The sequence below is a fragment of the Arthrobacter sp. UC242_113 genome, assembly GCF_044054585.1.
GTDB lineage: Bacteria > Actinomycetota > Actinomycetes > Actinomycetales > Micrococcaceae > Arthrobacter.
On record NZ_CP171968.1, the window covers coordinates 1,755,772 to 1,769,760 of the forward strand.

The 13,989-nt window shown below is 64.4% G+C and carries 11 protein-coding genes; 2 read left to right on the forward strand and 9 right to left on the reverse strand.

All coding sequences use genetic code 11. From position 1 onward, the window contains the following. Window positions 1-313: 313 nt before the first annotated feature. The 7 genes from nrdF to ACHMXB_RS07875 all read right to left on the reverse strand — a co-directional run bounded on the left by nrdF (window position 314) and on the right by ACHMXB_RS07875 (window position 8,284). Complete coding sequence (gene nrdF / locus ACHMXB_RS07845) at window positions 314-1,288, reverse strand: class 1b ribonucleoside-diphosphate reductase subunit beta (protein WP_395404236.1); 975 nt, start codon at window positions 1,286-1,288, stop codon at window positions 314-316. Between the two features lie 91 nt (window positions 1,289-1,379). Continuing rightward, complete coding sequence (gene nrdE / locus ACHMXB_RS07850) at window positions 1,380-3,536, reverse strand: class 1b ribonucleoside-diphosphate reductase subunit alpha (RefSeq protein ID WP_395404238.1); 2,157 nt, start codon at window positions 3,534-3,536, stop codon at window positions 1,380-1,382. Between the two features lie 26 nt (window positions 3,537-3,562). Further along, window positions 3,563-4,069: a class Ib ribonucleoside-diphosphate reductase assembly flavoprotein NrdI gene (nrdI, locus tag ACHMXB_RS07855; RefSeq protein WP_395404240.1), complete on the reverse strand. Its 507-nt coding sequence runs from the start codon at window positions 4,067-4,069 to the stop codon at window positions 3,563-3,565. Between the two features lie 55 nt (window positions 4,070-4,124). Beyond that, a complete protein-coding gene (gene nrdH, locus ACHMXB_RS07860; protein WP_076802586.1) occupies window positions 4,125-4,370 on the reverse strand; it encodes a glutaredoxin-like protein NrdH in 246 nt (81 codons plus the stop codon). Window positions 4,371-4,845: 475 nt separating this feature from the next. Continuing rightward, window positions 4,846-6,087: a class I SAM-dependent methyltransferase gene (locus tag ACHMXB_RS07865; RefSeq protein ID WP_395405183.1), complete on the reverse strand. Its 1,242-nt coding sequence runs from the start codon at window positions 6,085-6,087 to the stop codon at window positions 4,846-4,848. A gap of 107 nt (window positions 6,088-6,194) precedes the next feature. After that, window positions 6,195-6,920: a DUF1365 domain-containing protein gene (locus tag ACHMXB_RS07870; RefSeq protein ID WP_395404243.1), complete on the reverse strand. Its 726-nt coding sequence runs from the start codon at window positions 6,918-6,920 to the stop codon at window positions 6,195-6,197. Beyond that, the gene (locus ACHMXB_RS07875) at window positions 6,917-8,284 is read right to left on the reverse strand and encodes an NAD(P)/FAD-dependent oxidoreductase (RefSeq protein ID WP_395404245.1); all 1,368 of its coding nucleotides are present in this window, start codon (window positions 8,282-8,284) and stop codon (window positions 6,917-6,919) included. The genes ACHMXB_RS07870 and ACHMXB_RS07875 overlap by 4 nt, the downstream gene beginning before the upstream one ends. A 133-nt stretch (window positions 8,285-8,417) precedes the next feature. On the opposite strand from ACHMXB_RS07875, the gene ACHMXB_RS07880 reads away from it, so the two are divergent. Both ACHMXB_RS07880 and ACHMXB_RS07885 read left to right on the forward strand, forming a co-directional pair. Next, window positions 8,418-9,335 carry a LysR family transcriptional regulator gene (locus ACHMXB_RS07880; RefSeq protein WP_395404247.1) on the forward strand — a complete coding sequence of 306 codons (918 nt, stop codon included), beginning with the start codon at window positions 8,418-8,420 and terminating at the stop codon, window positions 9,333-9,335. 45 nt (window positions 9,336-9,380) lie between these two features. Continuing rightward, a complete protein-coding gene (locus tag ACHMXB_RS07885) occupies window positions 9,381-9,890 on the forward strand; it encodes a DUF2004 domain-containing protein (RefSeq protein WP_307029055.1) in 510 nt (169 codons plus the stop codon). Between the two features lie 133 nt (window positions 9,891-10,023). On the opposite strand, the gene metE is transcribed toward ACHMXB_RS07885, so the two are convergent. Then, window positions 10,024-12,372: a 5-methyltetrahydropteroyltriglutamate--homocysteine S-methyltransferase gene (metE, locus tag ACHMXB_RS07890; RefSeq protein WP_395404249.1), complete on the reverse strand. Its 2,349-nt coding sequence runs from the start codon at window positions 12,370-12,372 to the stop codon at window positions 10,024-10,026. Window positions 12,373-12,488: 116 nt separating this feature from the next. After that, complete coding sequence (locus ACHMXB_RS07895; RefSeq protein ID WP_111905617.1) at window positions 12,489-13,454, reverse strand: methylenetetrahydrofolate reductase; 966 nt, start codon at window positions 13,452-13,454, stop codon at window positions 12,489-12,491. Between the last annotated feature and the right edge of the window lie 535 nt (window positions 13,455-13,989).

Here is a 13,989-nt window from a genome sequence, read left to right on the forward strand (position 1 = left end):
CGCTTAATGGCCTACTTCATGAGGGTGCGACCTCGGACGGGTGGACTGGCTGGCGCGCCCGGGCGTAAACAGACCGGGTGTCGGCGGGCGAAAACTAGCCCCAACCTATGAACTGGGCGGGGAGCCTTACGAACCAGCGGAAACCCGGAGGACCTTTTGGCGGGCAACGCCGTAGACGCATGCCGCGCTTGTGACGAAGCCTAATCTCGATCCAGCTCACCGGGTTGCGATAAGAAAACCAAGTACGGCCCCCACCCAAATGAATGGGTGAGAGGCCGTACTCAAATACGCATATTTTTGGGATTCTCCGGGCCTAGAAGTCCCAGTCCTCATCTTCGGTGTTGACCGCCTTACCGATGACGTAAGACGAGCCCGAACCCGAGAAGAAGTCGTGGTTCTCGTCAGCGTTCGGTGACAGGGCCGAGAGGATGGCCGGGTTCACGTCCGTGACGGATGCCGGGAACATGGCCTCGTAACCCAGGTTCATCAACGCCTTATTGGCGTTGTAGTGCAGGAACTTCTTGACGTCCTCCGCCAGGCCGACGCCGTCGTACAGGTCGTGCGTGTACTGGACCTCGTTCTCGTACAGCTCGAAGAGCAGCTCGAAGGTGTAGTCCTTGATCTCCTGCCGGCGGGCCTCGGAGACCTGCTCCAGGCCCTTCTGGAACTTGTATCCGATGTAGTAGCCGTGGACAGCCTCGTCGCGGATGATCAGGCGGATCAGGTCGGCCGTGTTCGTCAGCTTGGCGCGCGAGGACCAGTACATCGGCAGGTAGAAGCCGGAGTAGAACAGGAAGCTTTCCAGCAGCGTAGAGGCCACCTTGCGCTTCAGCGGATCATCGCCCTGGTAGTAGTCCATGACGATCTGCGCCTTCTTCTGAAGGTTCACGTTCTCGGTGGACCACCGGAAGGCCTCGTCAATCTCCTTGGTGGAGCACAGGGTTGAGAAGATCGAGGAGTAGCTCTTGGCGTGCACGGCCTCCATGAAGGCGATGTTCGTGTAGACAGCTTCCTCATGCGGGGTGAGCGCATCCGGGATCAGGCTGACAGCACCGACGGTTCCCTGGATGGTGTCCAGCAGCGTCAGGCCGGTGAACACGCGCATGGTGAGCTGCTGCTCGGCCGGGGTCAGAGTGGCCCATGACTGGACGTCATTGGACAGCGGCACCTTCTCCGGCAGCCAGAAGTTGTTCACCAGCCGGTTCCAGACGTCAACGTCCTTGTCATCCTGGATGCGGTTCCAGTTGATTGCCTCGACGTGCGTCAGAAGCTTGACCTTCTCGGTCATGTCATCCCCTCAAAAGTTGGGTGGGTTCTTACTTAAAGCGTACGACGGCGGGCGGGCGCCCGCCGTCGTACAGTGACGATGTAGTTGAAGATTAAAGCATGCAGCTGACGCAGCCGTCCACCTCCGTGCCCTCCAGCGCGAGCTGGCGGAGACGGATGTAGTAAATGGTCTTGATGCCCTTGCGCCACGCGTAGATTTGCGCCTTGTTGATGTCGCGGGTGGTGGCGGTGTCCTTGAAGAACAGCGTCAGGGACAGGCCCTGGTCCACGTGCTGGGTGGCAGCAGCGTAAGTGTCGATGACCTTCTCGTAGCCGATCTCGTACGCGTCCTGGTAGTACTCCAGGTTGTCGTTCGTCAGGTACGGCGCCGGGTAGTAGACGCGGCCGATCTTGCCTTCCTTGCGGATCTCAATCTTGGACGCCACCGGGTGGATCGAGGAGGTGGAGTTGTTGATGTAGGAGATCGAACCGGTGGGCGGGACGGCCTGCAGGTTCTGGTTGTAGATGCCGTGCTCCATGACGGAGGCCTTCAGCGCGCGCCAGTCATCCTGGGTGGGGATGTGCACGTCCTTGAAGAGCTCCCTGACCTTCTCGGTCTGCGGCACCCACTCCTGCTCGGTGTACTTGTCGAAGAACTCGCCCGAGGCGTACTTGGACTTCTCGAAGCCGCCGAACGTCTGGCCGGTCTCGATGGAGAGCAGGTTCGACGCGCGCACCGCGTGGTACACCACGGAGTAGAAGTAGATGTTGGTGAAGTCCAGGCCCTCTTCGGAGCCGTAGTGGACCCGCTCACGCGCCAGGTAACCGTGCAGGTTCATCTGGCCCAGGCCGATCGCGTGGCTCTGGTCGTTGCCGCGGGCAATGGACGGCACCGAGGTGATGTTGGACATGTCCGAAACAGCCGAAAGAGAACGGATGGCCGTTTCGATGGTCCGGCCGAAGTCCGGCGAGTCCATGGTCTTCGCGATGTTCAGCGAGCCCAGGTTGCAGGAGATGTCCTTGCCGGTCTCGTCGTAGGACAGGTCATCGTGGTACGTCGTGGGCTGCGAGACCTGGAGGATCTCCGAGCACAGGTTGGACATGATGATCTTGCCGTCGATCGGGTTCTCCCGGTTAACGGTGTCCTCGAACATGATGTACGGGTAGCCGGATTCGAACTGGATCTCGGCGAGGGTCTGGAAGAACTCGCGCGCCTTGATCTTGGTCTTCTTGATCCGGGAATCGTCCACCATCTCGTAGTACTTCTCGGTGACCGAGACGTCGGAGAACGGCATTCCGTAGACGCGTTCGACGTCGTACGGCGAGAACAGGTACATGTCCTCGTCCTTCTTGGCCAGCTCGAACGTAATGTCCGGGATCACGACGCCGAGTGAGAGGGTCTTGATGCGGACCTTCTCGTCCGCATTCTCCCGCTTGGTGTCCAGGAACCGGTAGATGTCCGGGTGGTGGGCGTGCAGGTACACGGCACCGGCGCCCTGGCGGGCACCGAGCTGGTTGGCGTAGGAGAAGCTGTCTTCGAGGAGCTTCATTACCGGGATGACGCCGGAGGACTGGTTCTCGATCTGCTTGATCGGCGCACCGACCTCGCGGATGTTGGTCAGCGCGAACGCCACGCCGCCGCCGCGCTTGGACAGCTGCAGCGCGGAGTTGATGGAGCGGCCGATCGACTCCATATTGTCCTCGATGCGGAGGAGGAAGCAGGAGACCAGCTCGCCGCGCTGCTTCTTGCCGGCGTTCAGGAACGTCGGGGTGGCCGGCTGGAAGCGGCCCTCGATGATCTCGTCGACCATCTGGGTGGCCAGCTGCTCGTTGCCGCGGGCCAGGTGCAGGGCAACCATGCACACGCGGTCCTCGTAGCGCTCCAGGAAGCGCTTGCCGTCGAACGTCTTCAGCGTGTACGACGTGTAGAACTTGAAGGCACCCAGGAACGTCTCGAACCGGAACTTCTTCTTGTACGCGCGGTTGAAGAGCTCCCGGATGAAGTTCATCGTGTACTGGTCGAGGGTTTCGCGCTCGTAGTACTCGTTCTTGACGAGGTACTCGAGCTTTTCCTCAAGGTCGTGGAAGAACACGGTGTTGTTGTTCACGTGCTGCAGGAAGTACTGGTGGGCCGCCTCGCGGTCAGCCTCGAACTGGATCTCCCCGTTCGGACCGTACAGGTTCAGCATCGCGTTCAGCTCGTGGTAACCCAAACCCTTGTAGGCAGCGGGGAGCGCCGGCTTCTCCTGCTTTTCAACAGCCGTGTCCATGGACGCGTCCTTTCCTTCGGGCCTGGTTACTTCTGTGTCTGCGACAGTCGTGTCCAAAACTCTTCCAATCCTTCTTGTACACGGGAGACGTCTTCCGGCGTACCCATGAGTTCAAACCTGTATAGGTGGGGGACCCTGCATTTGGCGGCGATGATGTCGCCCGCCATGCAGTAGTTGTCCCCGAAATTCGTGTTTCCGGCCCCGATGACGCCGCGGAGCAGGCGCCGGTTGTCCGGGTTGTTCAGGAACCTGATGACCTGCTTGGGCACTGAGCCCTCACCGCCCGTCCCGCCGTAGGTGGGGACCACGAGCACGAACGGTTCACAGGCAACAAGGAGTTCATCCTTGGCGTGCAGGGGGATCCTGGCCGCGTCCGCACCAAGCTTCGCGATGAAGCGGCTGGTGTTTTCGGAGGCCGAGGAAAAGTAGATGAGGCGGCTGTGAGTCTGGTTCACGGGCGGTGTCTGGTTGACGGGCGTCGTGTCCGCAGCACGGGCTGCGGCCGGCGCATCGGCAAGTGCCGGCGCGGCCATGGGAGTCACCTCATCTACGTGCGAATTCTCTGCCGGAAACGGCGTGGGCGTAGCCTTAGGCCACAGAAGCGGAGGCGCTCAGCGCCAGCTCTTCGATCTTGTCCGGGCGGAAACCGGACCAGTGGTCCTGGTCCGTAACGACGACCGGCGCCTGCATGTATCCGAGCGACTTCAGGCGCTCAAGGGCGTCCGCGTCCTGGGAGATGTCCACGCTCTGGTAGGCGATACCCTTCTTGTCCAGTGCACGGTAGGTGGCGTTGCACTGTACGCAGGCCGGCTTGGTGTAAACCGTAACGGTCATGGTTCCTGTCCCCTTTGTTGAAGTCACTGCTGCTGCACTCTTCTGAGACCTTGCTGGTGTCTCGGTATTGAAATCTCTGGCATCGTAGCGGTGGACTCTGCCCGGACCTTACCGTCCAGTACTGGCTGCGCCGGTCTCCCGCTCAATCTGTATGTCGATACTACATGTAGTGCGCGGCCCCGAATGGGACCCCAAGATGATGTATTACAAGTATGTCATTTAATGCACTTTTAATCCACAGGCCGGTGCCCTCAAAATGTCCGTATTTCCGGGTTTTTGATGGACGGAATCCACACCCTGTGGAGTACTTAGCCACATTTAAACCCCAGCGTGTCGTCCCGGCGACGGCGTGTCGTGGCACCCCGGACGGCACCTTCCGAGTGGGCCGGAACACAACAGTGGGGGTCCCGAAGCACGCTTCGGGACCCCCACTGTGATTAAGCAGACGCCAGGCTGGAGCTGAACCTCCCGGCCGCTAGAGCTGAGCCTCCCGGCGGTCCAGGACGATCTGCTGCACATCCAGGTATCCGGACTGGAATCCGGCCCGGGAGTAGCAAAGGTAGAACAGCCACATCCGCTGGAAGACCTCGTCGAATCCGAGCTCGCGCACCTCCTGCGCATGCTGCAGGAACCGCTCCTCCCACAGCCTTAGGGTGGCGGCGTAGTGGTCGCCCATCCCCGTGCGCTCACGGACCCGGAGGGTGGTGTGCTGCTCCGTGACGCTCTCGATCGCCCGCACGGAGGGCAGGAACCCGCCGGGGAAGATGTACTTGTGCACCCAGGTGTAGGCGTTGCGGGTGGCGAGCATCCGGCCGTGCGGCATGGTGATGGCCTGGATGGCCACCTTGCCGCCGGGCGCCAGCACCCGGTCGATGGTCTGGAAGTAGACGGGCCAGTACTCGTAGCCCACCGCTTCGATCATCTCCACGGATACGACGGCGTCGTAGTCGCCTTCCACCGCGCGGTAGTCCTGCAGGCCCACAGTGACCTGCCCGGAGAAGCCGGCTTCCTCGATCCGCTGCTGCGCGAGCGCCTGCTGCTCACTGGAGAGGGTCACCGTGTACACGGTGGCGCCCCGGGCTGCGGCCCGCAGGGCCAGTTCGCCCCAGCCCGTGCCGATCTCCAGCAGCCGGGTGCCCTCCCCCACTCCGGCCTTGTCCAGCAGCCTGTCAATCTTGGCGTGCTGGGCTGCAGCCAGGGCGTCCCACCCCACCTCTGCCAGCTGGCCCGCCGAGGCCGGAAAGAGCGCCGAGGAGTAGCTCATGGTCCGGTCCAGGAAGCTGCCGAACAGCTCGTTGGAGAGGTCGTAGTGCCGGGAGATGTTGCCGCGGGTATTCTGCTCGGTGTTGCGCTCCTGCCGGGGCGCCCGCGGCAGGTACAGGCTCCGGAGTCTCTGCAGCGGCGCGGGGATGAGCGTGTCCACCGAGGAGGCAAAGACCTCGAGGACGGCGGCGAGGTCGGATGCCTCCCAGTCCCCCGCCATGAAGGACTCCCCCAGCCCGATCAGCCCGTTGCCGCCGATCCGGACCGCGAAGTCCACCGGGCGCACCACGGTCATCACCGGCGCGCCTGCGCCGCCGGTGCCCAGTACTGTGCCGTCGGGGTATTCCACCCGCAGCGGCAGGCGGCGGACCGCCGCGCGGAACAGTGAATCCGCAGCCTTGCCGGCCACCTGCGCCTTCATCCCTGCAGGCGGACGGGCGACGCCGGGCCACACCGCTGCGTCGACGGTCGCCGGCGCCGGCGGTACCCGGAAGGCCTCGCCTGGCGTGTTGTGTGGAAGGTCCCTGTAAGAGGGGTCAGAGTATGACGGATCCGTGAGAGTCACGAAACGGCCTCCTGTGCTCGGTGGTCGGGACGGTTGGTGATGGGCAACCCGCGGGCCCAGAGTTTGATTCCTTGCCAGCGGATCTGCAGTACCAGGCGGAGCGGGGCAAGCGGAACCGCGGCCGCCGCAGCCAGGATGCTGCCCGCTGTGGCGGGGCGCCGGACGCCGGTCATGGTGGCGGTGAAAGGCTTCCGCCCCGGGCGCTCCAGCACCACTGCCACGGCGAGCTCTCCCGCCGGTTCGGGCAGGCTCATCCGGTAGCTGCCGTCCACCTCATTGAACGGGGACACGAAGAATTCCTTGTCGGTGCGCGCGCGGCCGGCGGCGTCCGGGTGTAGCAGGTAGCAGTGCCGTTCGCCGTAGGTGTTGTGGACCTCGGCGATGACAGCACGCAGCGCGCCGTCGGAACGGTGGCACCAGAAGATGCTGATCGGGTTGAAGACGTGTCCCAGCACTCTGGCGTTGGCCAGCATGGTGACCGTGCCGCCGTCGGGCTCTTCGCCGTTCACGGCGAGGAAGCGGTCCACGTTCTCACGGATGCTCGCCTTGGGGTTCCCCAGATGGTCCTTCGCATGGAAGCCGGCGAGGGGCCGCAGCCACCAGGCAAGCTGTGGCAGGTCATCGACGTCCACATACCAGCTGTAGCTGCGGTAGGTGAAGGCGTTCTTCAGCGGATCCCGGCGCACATGGCGGATGCTGGTCCGGTAGATGGCCGCACTCACGGGACCAGCTCCGCGGCCTGCCCGGCGTCCGTAGCCGCTGGGTCCGGGACAAGAGCGAACGGGTCCTCCCACTCGCGGCCAAGCTGGGCGGCAGCCCGGACACCGGAGGCGGCGCCGTCCTCGTGGAATCCCCAGCCGTGGTAGGAGCCCGCGAAAGCCAGCCGGTGATCGCCCAGCTCCCCGAGGCGCTCCTGGGCGGCCATGGATTCAGGCGTGTACTGGGGGTGCTCGTACACGAGGTCCTGCAGCACGGACTCCGAATCGATCAGTGCCGATTCGCCGAGGCTCACGATGTAACTGCCGCCGTCGTCGGGGGTGAGCCGCTGCAGCCGGGTGAGGTCGTAACTGACCAGCACGTGCCCAGGGCGGGCGGCGCAGGACGGCAGCCGGTAGTTCCACGACGCGCGGGCGGCCCCGCTGCGCGGCAGGACCGCCGGATCACGGTGGAACTTGATGTGGTTCACGGAATACGGGATGTGCCCCAGAACCTGGACCTCCGCCGGCGTCGGTTCCGCCATCATGGCAAGTGCTTCCCGGGGGTGCGCCGCGATGACCGCGGCGTCGAAGTGCTCGGTTCCGGCCGCCGTCGTGATCTCCACTCCGGTTGGGATCCGGCGAACGGCAAGGACAGGACTGGAGAGGCGGACATCCTGGAGACCTGCGACCACACGATCAACATAGCGCCGGGACCCGCCCTTCACTGTCTTCCACTGCGGGGAGCCTTTGACGCCGAGCATGCCGTGGTGTTCGAGGAAGGTAAAGAGGTACCGGGCCGGATAGGCAAGGGCGGTGGTGGGGTCACAGGACCAGACCGCGCTGACCACCGGCGCCATGAAGTGTGAGGTGAAGTAGTCGCTGAAGCGTTCGCGGGCAAGGAACTCGCCAAGCGTTTCCTCCTGTCCCTCGCCGCCCGGCCCGACGGCCAGCAGAGCCCGCGCCTTGCGCCAGAACCGCAGGATCTCGGCAAGCATCAACAGGAACCGGGGCCGTGCGAGGTTGGCAGGCCGGGCAAAGACACCCGATGCGCCCTTGGCCCCGGCGTACTCCACGCCGCAGCCGTCGCAGCGGATGCTCATGGTCATGTCCGAATCCTGCGTCTCGACGCCGAGTTCCGCGAACAGCCGGATGAGGTTCGGGTAGGTGCGGTTGTTGTGCACTATGAAGCCGGTATCCACGGCGAGGCTTCCCGACTCCTGCGGGACGTCGTGCGTGTGCGCATGTCCGCCCGGCCGGGAATCCGCCTCGAAGAGGGTCACGTGGTCCCGGCGGCTGAGAACATGGGCGGCCGTCAGGCCCGCCACCCCGCTTCCGACGACGGCGACGCGCCGCCTCTCGTCTGCACTCCATGCTGGGCTCGGTGACAATCTTTGCTCCTCTGCTGAACAGTTGCCGGGGAATTGGTAGTTACGGGCTATTCGGAGCAGTACTGCGTGCCGGATGGGTGGGCTTTTTTCCACCGCTTTTACTGCCGCTGCGCAGCCGCAGTAAGGTTGGCTGGTGGTCAACCCCGTGCATTTGAGGACACTCCTTGAGGTGACGCGGCTGGGTTCCTTCGCGGCCGCGGCGAGCAGGCTTGGCTATACCGCCTCTGCCGTGTCCCAGCAGATGTCCGCACTGGAGCGTGACACGGGCGTCCGCCTGTTCCAGCGCTCCGCCCGGAGTGTGGTCCCTACGGACGCGGCCATGGTGATGGCCCGCCACGCCGCCAAGGTCCTGACGGACATCGAGGCACTGATGGCCGCGGCCTCCAAAACGCAGGACGCCACGAGCCAGGAGCTCCGGCTGGGCATCTTCCCGAGCCTCGCCACCTATGTGCTGCCGCGGATCCTGCGCAGTCCCGCATGGAAGGACCTGGGCATCGACCTGCGGGTGTCCGTCGCCGAACCTGCCCAGACCATCCAGGGGCTGCGCACCGGCGGCGACACCGACGTGGCGCTGGTGTACCAGGTGGGACAGTCCGGGCTGGCCTGGCCCCACACCATCAACCGGCAGTGGATCGGCGACGACAACTTCCGCGTGGTCCTCCCCGCCGGCTGGGGATTCCGCAGCGAGGCGAAGGTGGCGGCGGACCATCTCTCGGACATGCCGTGGATCATGCACCACCCCGGCACAAGCGATGCCACCGTCATTGAGCGGCTCTTCGGCGGCTGCAACCTCCACCCGCGCGTGGTGGCCTACAGCGACGACTTCCATGCCAGCCTTGAAATGGCGGCCGCCGGACTGGGGGCAGCGCTGGTGCCGGAACTTGCGCTGCTGCACCGGCCGGCCGGCGTCGTGGTGCTGGACGTTCCGGAAATCCGGCTGGCCCGCAACGTCTTCGCGCTGCTCATCAACGACAAGAAGACGGCCCGGGTGCAGCTGTTCGTTGACCTGCTGGCCGAAACGATGGGCGGCCTGGGGCAGTCAGTTAAATGATCCCCGATGCTGGAATGCTCTGCTTTTCGGGTCTATGTTGAAGATATGACCACCAAGGTAGCGAGCCAGCACTTCGGAGTAATCGAGCTGAACCACGGCAGGGACCATAACGTTGCCGCGGAGCACGAGCTGGCCGGACAACGCCTTGAGCTGGACCTGAACATCAACGCCCATGACCACTTCGACGAAGCGGCCATGCACAAGGTGGACTACCGGCTGCGGTACCTCCCCGAACTCGTGGACGAGGTCAGGGAGATGATTGCCGAGGAACTCGAGCAGGAGGGCACCAGCCCGCAGGAGTACCTCCGCTTCCACTGCAACGCCATCAAGGACGAGCACCTGCAGAAGGTCTTCGGCGTCAAGGAGAAAAGCCAGCTCACCAATGCGGTGTTCCTCAAGGCCCTGAAACTCGGCCACGTGGGAATCTACCCCGGCCAGCCCGAACGCTACTTCGTCCTGGATTTCACCCTGGGTGAGCACTTCACCGACGAGGTTCTGGTGGCGTCCGCGGACGAGGACGGCGTCGTGGACGACGAAATCGTCTGGGAGTCCTGAACTCCTCATCGTTTGCTCCATAACTGCCCTTTTGGGCGGTGAAAAGGGCATCTACTTAGCAATCGATGATTAAACGTACCGACGGCGGCTGGTCACCTAGGTGACCAGCCGCCGTCGTATGTGGTGCCTTTTCCTACTTGGCGCCTTCGAGCAGCTCAGCGCGGACCGTCTTGGTGGCCTCGACCAGGTTGCGCAGGGACGCTTCGGTCTCGGCGTAGCCGCGGGTCTTCAGGCCGCAGTCCGGGTTGACCCAGAGCTGGCGGGAAGGAACGTGCTTCACAGCGGTGCTCAGCAGTTCGGTGACTTCCTGCTCGCCCGGGACGCGCGGCGAGTGGATGTCGTAAACGCCGGGTCCGACGCCGCGGCCGAAGCCGTGGGACTCGAGGTCGTGGACAACCTCCATGCGGGAGCGTGCGGCTTCGATCGAGGTCACGTCGGCGTCCAGGCCGTCGATGGCGTCGATGATCACGCCGAACTCGGAGTAGCACAGGTGGGTGTGGATCTGCGTGGCGTCTGCCGCACCGGCCGTGGCCAGGCGGAAGGAGTTGACGGACCAGTCGAGGTAGGCGGCCTGGTCTGCCTTGCGCAGCGGGAGCAGTTCACGCAGGGCAGGCTCGTCAACCTGGATGATCTTGATGCCGGCGGCTTCGAGGTCGGCGATCTCGTCCCGCAGGGCCAGGCCCACCTGGTTGGCGGTCTCGCCCAGCGGCTGGTCGTCACGGACGAAGGACCAGGCCAGGATGGTGACCGGACCGGTCAGCATGCCCTTCATCGGCTTGCTGGTCAGGGACTGGGCGTATTCCGCCCAGGCCACCGTGATCGGAGCGCTGCGGGTGACGTCGCCCCAGAGGATGGACGGGCGGGTGCAGCGGGAGCCGTAGGACTGGACCCAGCCGTGGACCGTGACGTCGAAGCCTTCGAGGTTCTCGGCGAAGTACTGGACCATGTCGTTGCGCTCGGGCTCGCCGTGCACCAGGACGTCGTAGCCGAGCTCTTCCTGCAGCTCAACAACGCGCTTGATCTCGTCCTTCATGAGCTGTTCGTACTGCTCGTTGGTCAGGTCACCCTTGTTGTTGCGGGCGCGGGCCGACCGGATTTCCGGGGTCTGCGGGAAAGAACCGATGGTGGTGGTGGGCAGTGGCGGCAGGTGCAGTGCAGCTTCCTGGGCGGCTTCGCGGACCGCGTACTCGGAGCGGTTGAAGTCGGCCGGGGTCAGGGCCTCGGTGCGGGCGCGGACATCGGCGCGGCGGACACCCTCGGCTTCGGCGCGGGAGGCAATGACGCGGGTGGCCTCGTCGATGGCCGGCTGGACATCCCTTGTTTGAACACCGGTGGCGGCGTCGGTCAGCAGGCCGGCGAGGGTCACAACCTCAACCGCCTTCTGGTCGGCGAAAGCCAACCAGCTGCGCAGCTGCTCGGACAGCTGGGCCTCTTCTGCGACGTCGTGCGGGACGTGCTGGGTGGAGGTGGAGGTGCTGATGGCCAGCTTGGTGACGCTCTTCTGCAGCTCGGCGATCTTGTTCGCCGAGGCGGCAAGATCGTTGCGCCAGATGTTGTGGCCGTCCACGACGCCGGCAACGAGGGTCTTGGTGCCCAGCGCAGCGAGAGCCGCGGCGGAGGGAACCTCGCCCTTGAAGACGTCGATGTGCAGGGCTTCGATGTTGGTGGCGGCAAGGGTGCCGAGCTGGCCGTTCAGTGCGCCGTACGGGGTGGAGACAAACAGCTGCGGCCGGCTGGCGGCAGCGCCAAGGACCTCGTAGGCACGGGCTACGGCGGCCTGGATCTCCTGCTCAGGGGTGTCCTGATCCACAACCAGGGCGGGCTCGTCCAGCTGGACCCAGCTCGCGCCGGCAGCTGCCAGCTTCCCAAGCAGCGCGGTGTAGACCGGCAGGATGTCCTCGAGGCGGGACAGGGGGCTGAAGCCGGCGGGGGCGTCGTCGGAAGCCTTGCTCAGCAGCAGGAAGGTGACCGGGCCGACGATGTACGGGCGGGTCTCCACGCCGTTGGCGAGGGCGTATTCGAACTCTTCAACGATGCGGTTGGAGGTCAGGGAGAAGTTGGTCTCCGGGCCGATTTCCGGCACGAGGTAGTGGTAGTTGGTGTCGAACCACTTGGTCATTTCCAGCGGCTGCTGTTCCTTGTTGCCGCGGGCCAGGGTGAAGTAGCCGTCGATGTCCAGCTGTCCCTCGGCGTTGAGGAGGTTGCCGAAACGGGCGGGAACAGCACCAACGTGGGCAGCGGCGTCGAGCACCTGGTCGTAGAAGGAGAACGTGCCCGGAACGGCTGCTGCTTCGGTAAGCCCGAGGCCCTGCAGGCGCTTGGCGGTGCCCAGCTGGATCTCCTTGGCGTCGGCGTCCAGGGCAGCGGCGTCGATCTTGCCAGCCCAGTAGGCTTCAACGGCCTTCTTCAGCTCGCGGCGGCGGCCGATGCGGGGGTAGCCGAGGATGGAGGCGGACGGGAATGCAGTGTTCTGTTCAGTCATGTCAGTTCCTTGAATGGTTGCGAAATGCTGTCAATGTCGGGGAGGCGCGCGGTCAGCTGGCAGGCTGACGGCAGGCGGATGCGGTCAGCGGACGAGCTGACGGCGGGAAAATCTGGTCAGCTGGCGAGCTGGCGGCGGGCGAGTGCGTTCAGGCGGCTCGATGGGCGTGCCGGCCGGGCAAGCGACAGCTTGTCCAGCACCTCCAGCGCGCTCTGGTGCTCATTGAACGTGTAGATGTGGAGTCCGGGCGCGCCGGCGTCCAGGGCCGCGTTGGCCAGGTCCACCGTTGCGCTGACGCCGATGCGGAGCCGCTCGGCGTCGGTATCCGCGGCAGCCATCCGTTCGATGAGCTCCGGGGCGGGTTCGACGCCGGTCAGCTCGCCGAGGCGCTTGAGCCTCCGCAGGCTCGTGAGCGGCATGACGCCGGGGATGATGGGGATGGTGACGCCGGCCCGGCGTGCCCTGGTCACGAGGTCCGCGTATTGCTCCGTGCGGAAGAAGACCTGGGTGATCGCGAAGTCGGCACCGGAGCGCTGCTTGGCCAGCAGCACTTCCACGTCGTGGGCCTCGCTGGGGGATTCCGGATGCCGCGTGGGGTAGGCCGCCACGCCAACGGCAACCTTTCCGGCGCACAGCAGTGCCGAGCGCCGCTGCTCCACGCGGCGGATGAGCTCGATCAGGTCCTGGGCGTAGCGCAGCGAACCGCTGACGGATTCGCCGCTGTCCTTGGGCAGGTCGCCGCGGAGGGCAAGGATTCCGCGGACGCCTACGTCGAGCAGTTCACCGATGATTTCTGCTAGCTCGGTCGGCGTGTTCCCCACACATGTCAGGTGGGCAAGCGGGCGGAGGGTGGTCTCCAGCACCAGGCGGTTGATGAGTTCGACGGCGGTATCCCGGTTGGAGCCGCTGGCACCGTAGGTGACCGACACGTAATCGGGATCGGTGGCTTCCAGTTCCCGGATGGTGTTCCACAGGGTCTCCGCGGCAGCGGGCGAACGCGGCGGAAACAGCTCATAGGAGAGCGCCACCGGCGCGGTGTCGGAGAGATTTGGATGCGTTTCAATAAGGCTTGGTGGTGACATTTGCGTCCTTGGCTTTGGGCCATTGAAGGCGGCGCTGCCGTGGCGGGAAGCCTGGGCAGCATGCGGTCAATGAATTGAGTTTGGGGAACACGGGACGAACTTCGGCAGGGCGCAGCCGCGACTGTTACGCCTGTAAAGAAGTCCACCGTGAGCAAATGTCAGGCCCACATGGGGGCACCCACACCCTCCTTGGCGGCCGGCAGGCGGCACATCCGCAGCGGAGGATCGCTGACACGTTACCTCGGTAACTTGTATAGAACTCTAGAAGCCATCCGGGGATGCCTTCAAGTTGACGCCGAATTAAGACGCTGCTTTACGCCCGGTTGGATCGCCCGTCCAGAATTATCTTCGCCAAAAGGGGCTTTAGCGTTGTTGGTACCCGGGAGCCGTGCGCGAACACCGCCCGGGCGTACCTCTTTTCAAACCGCGGAAATTAGTCCATTCTTTTGTCACGTCGTATCGGATTCGGCAAGGTCTCAGGTTGAGGAGGCTGGATGCTTCTTCTGGTTCTTCCTCGGTGAATCGTCCCGAGAGA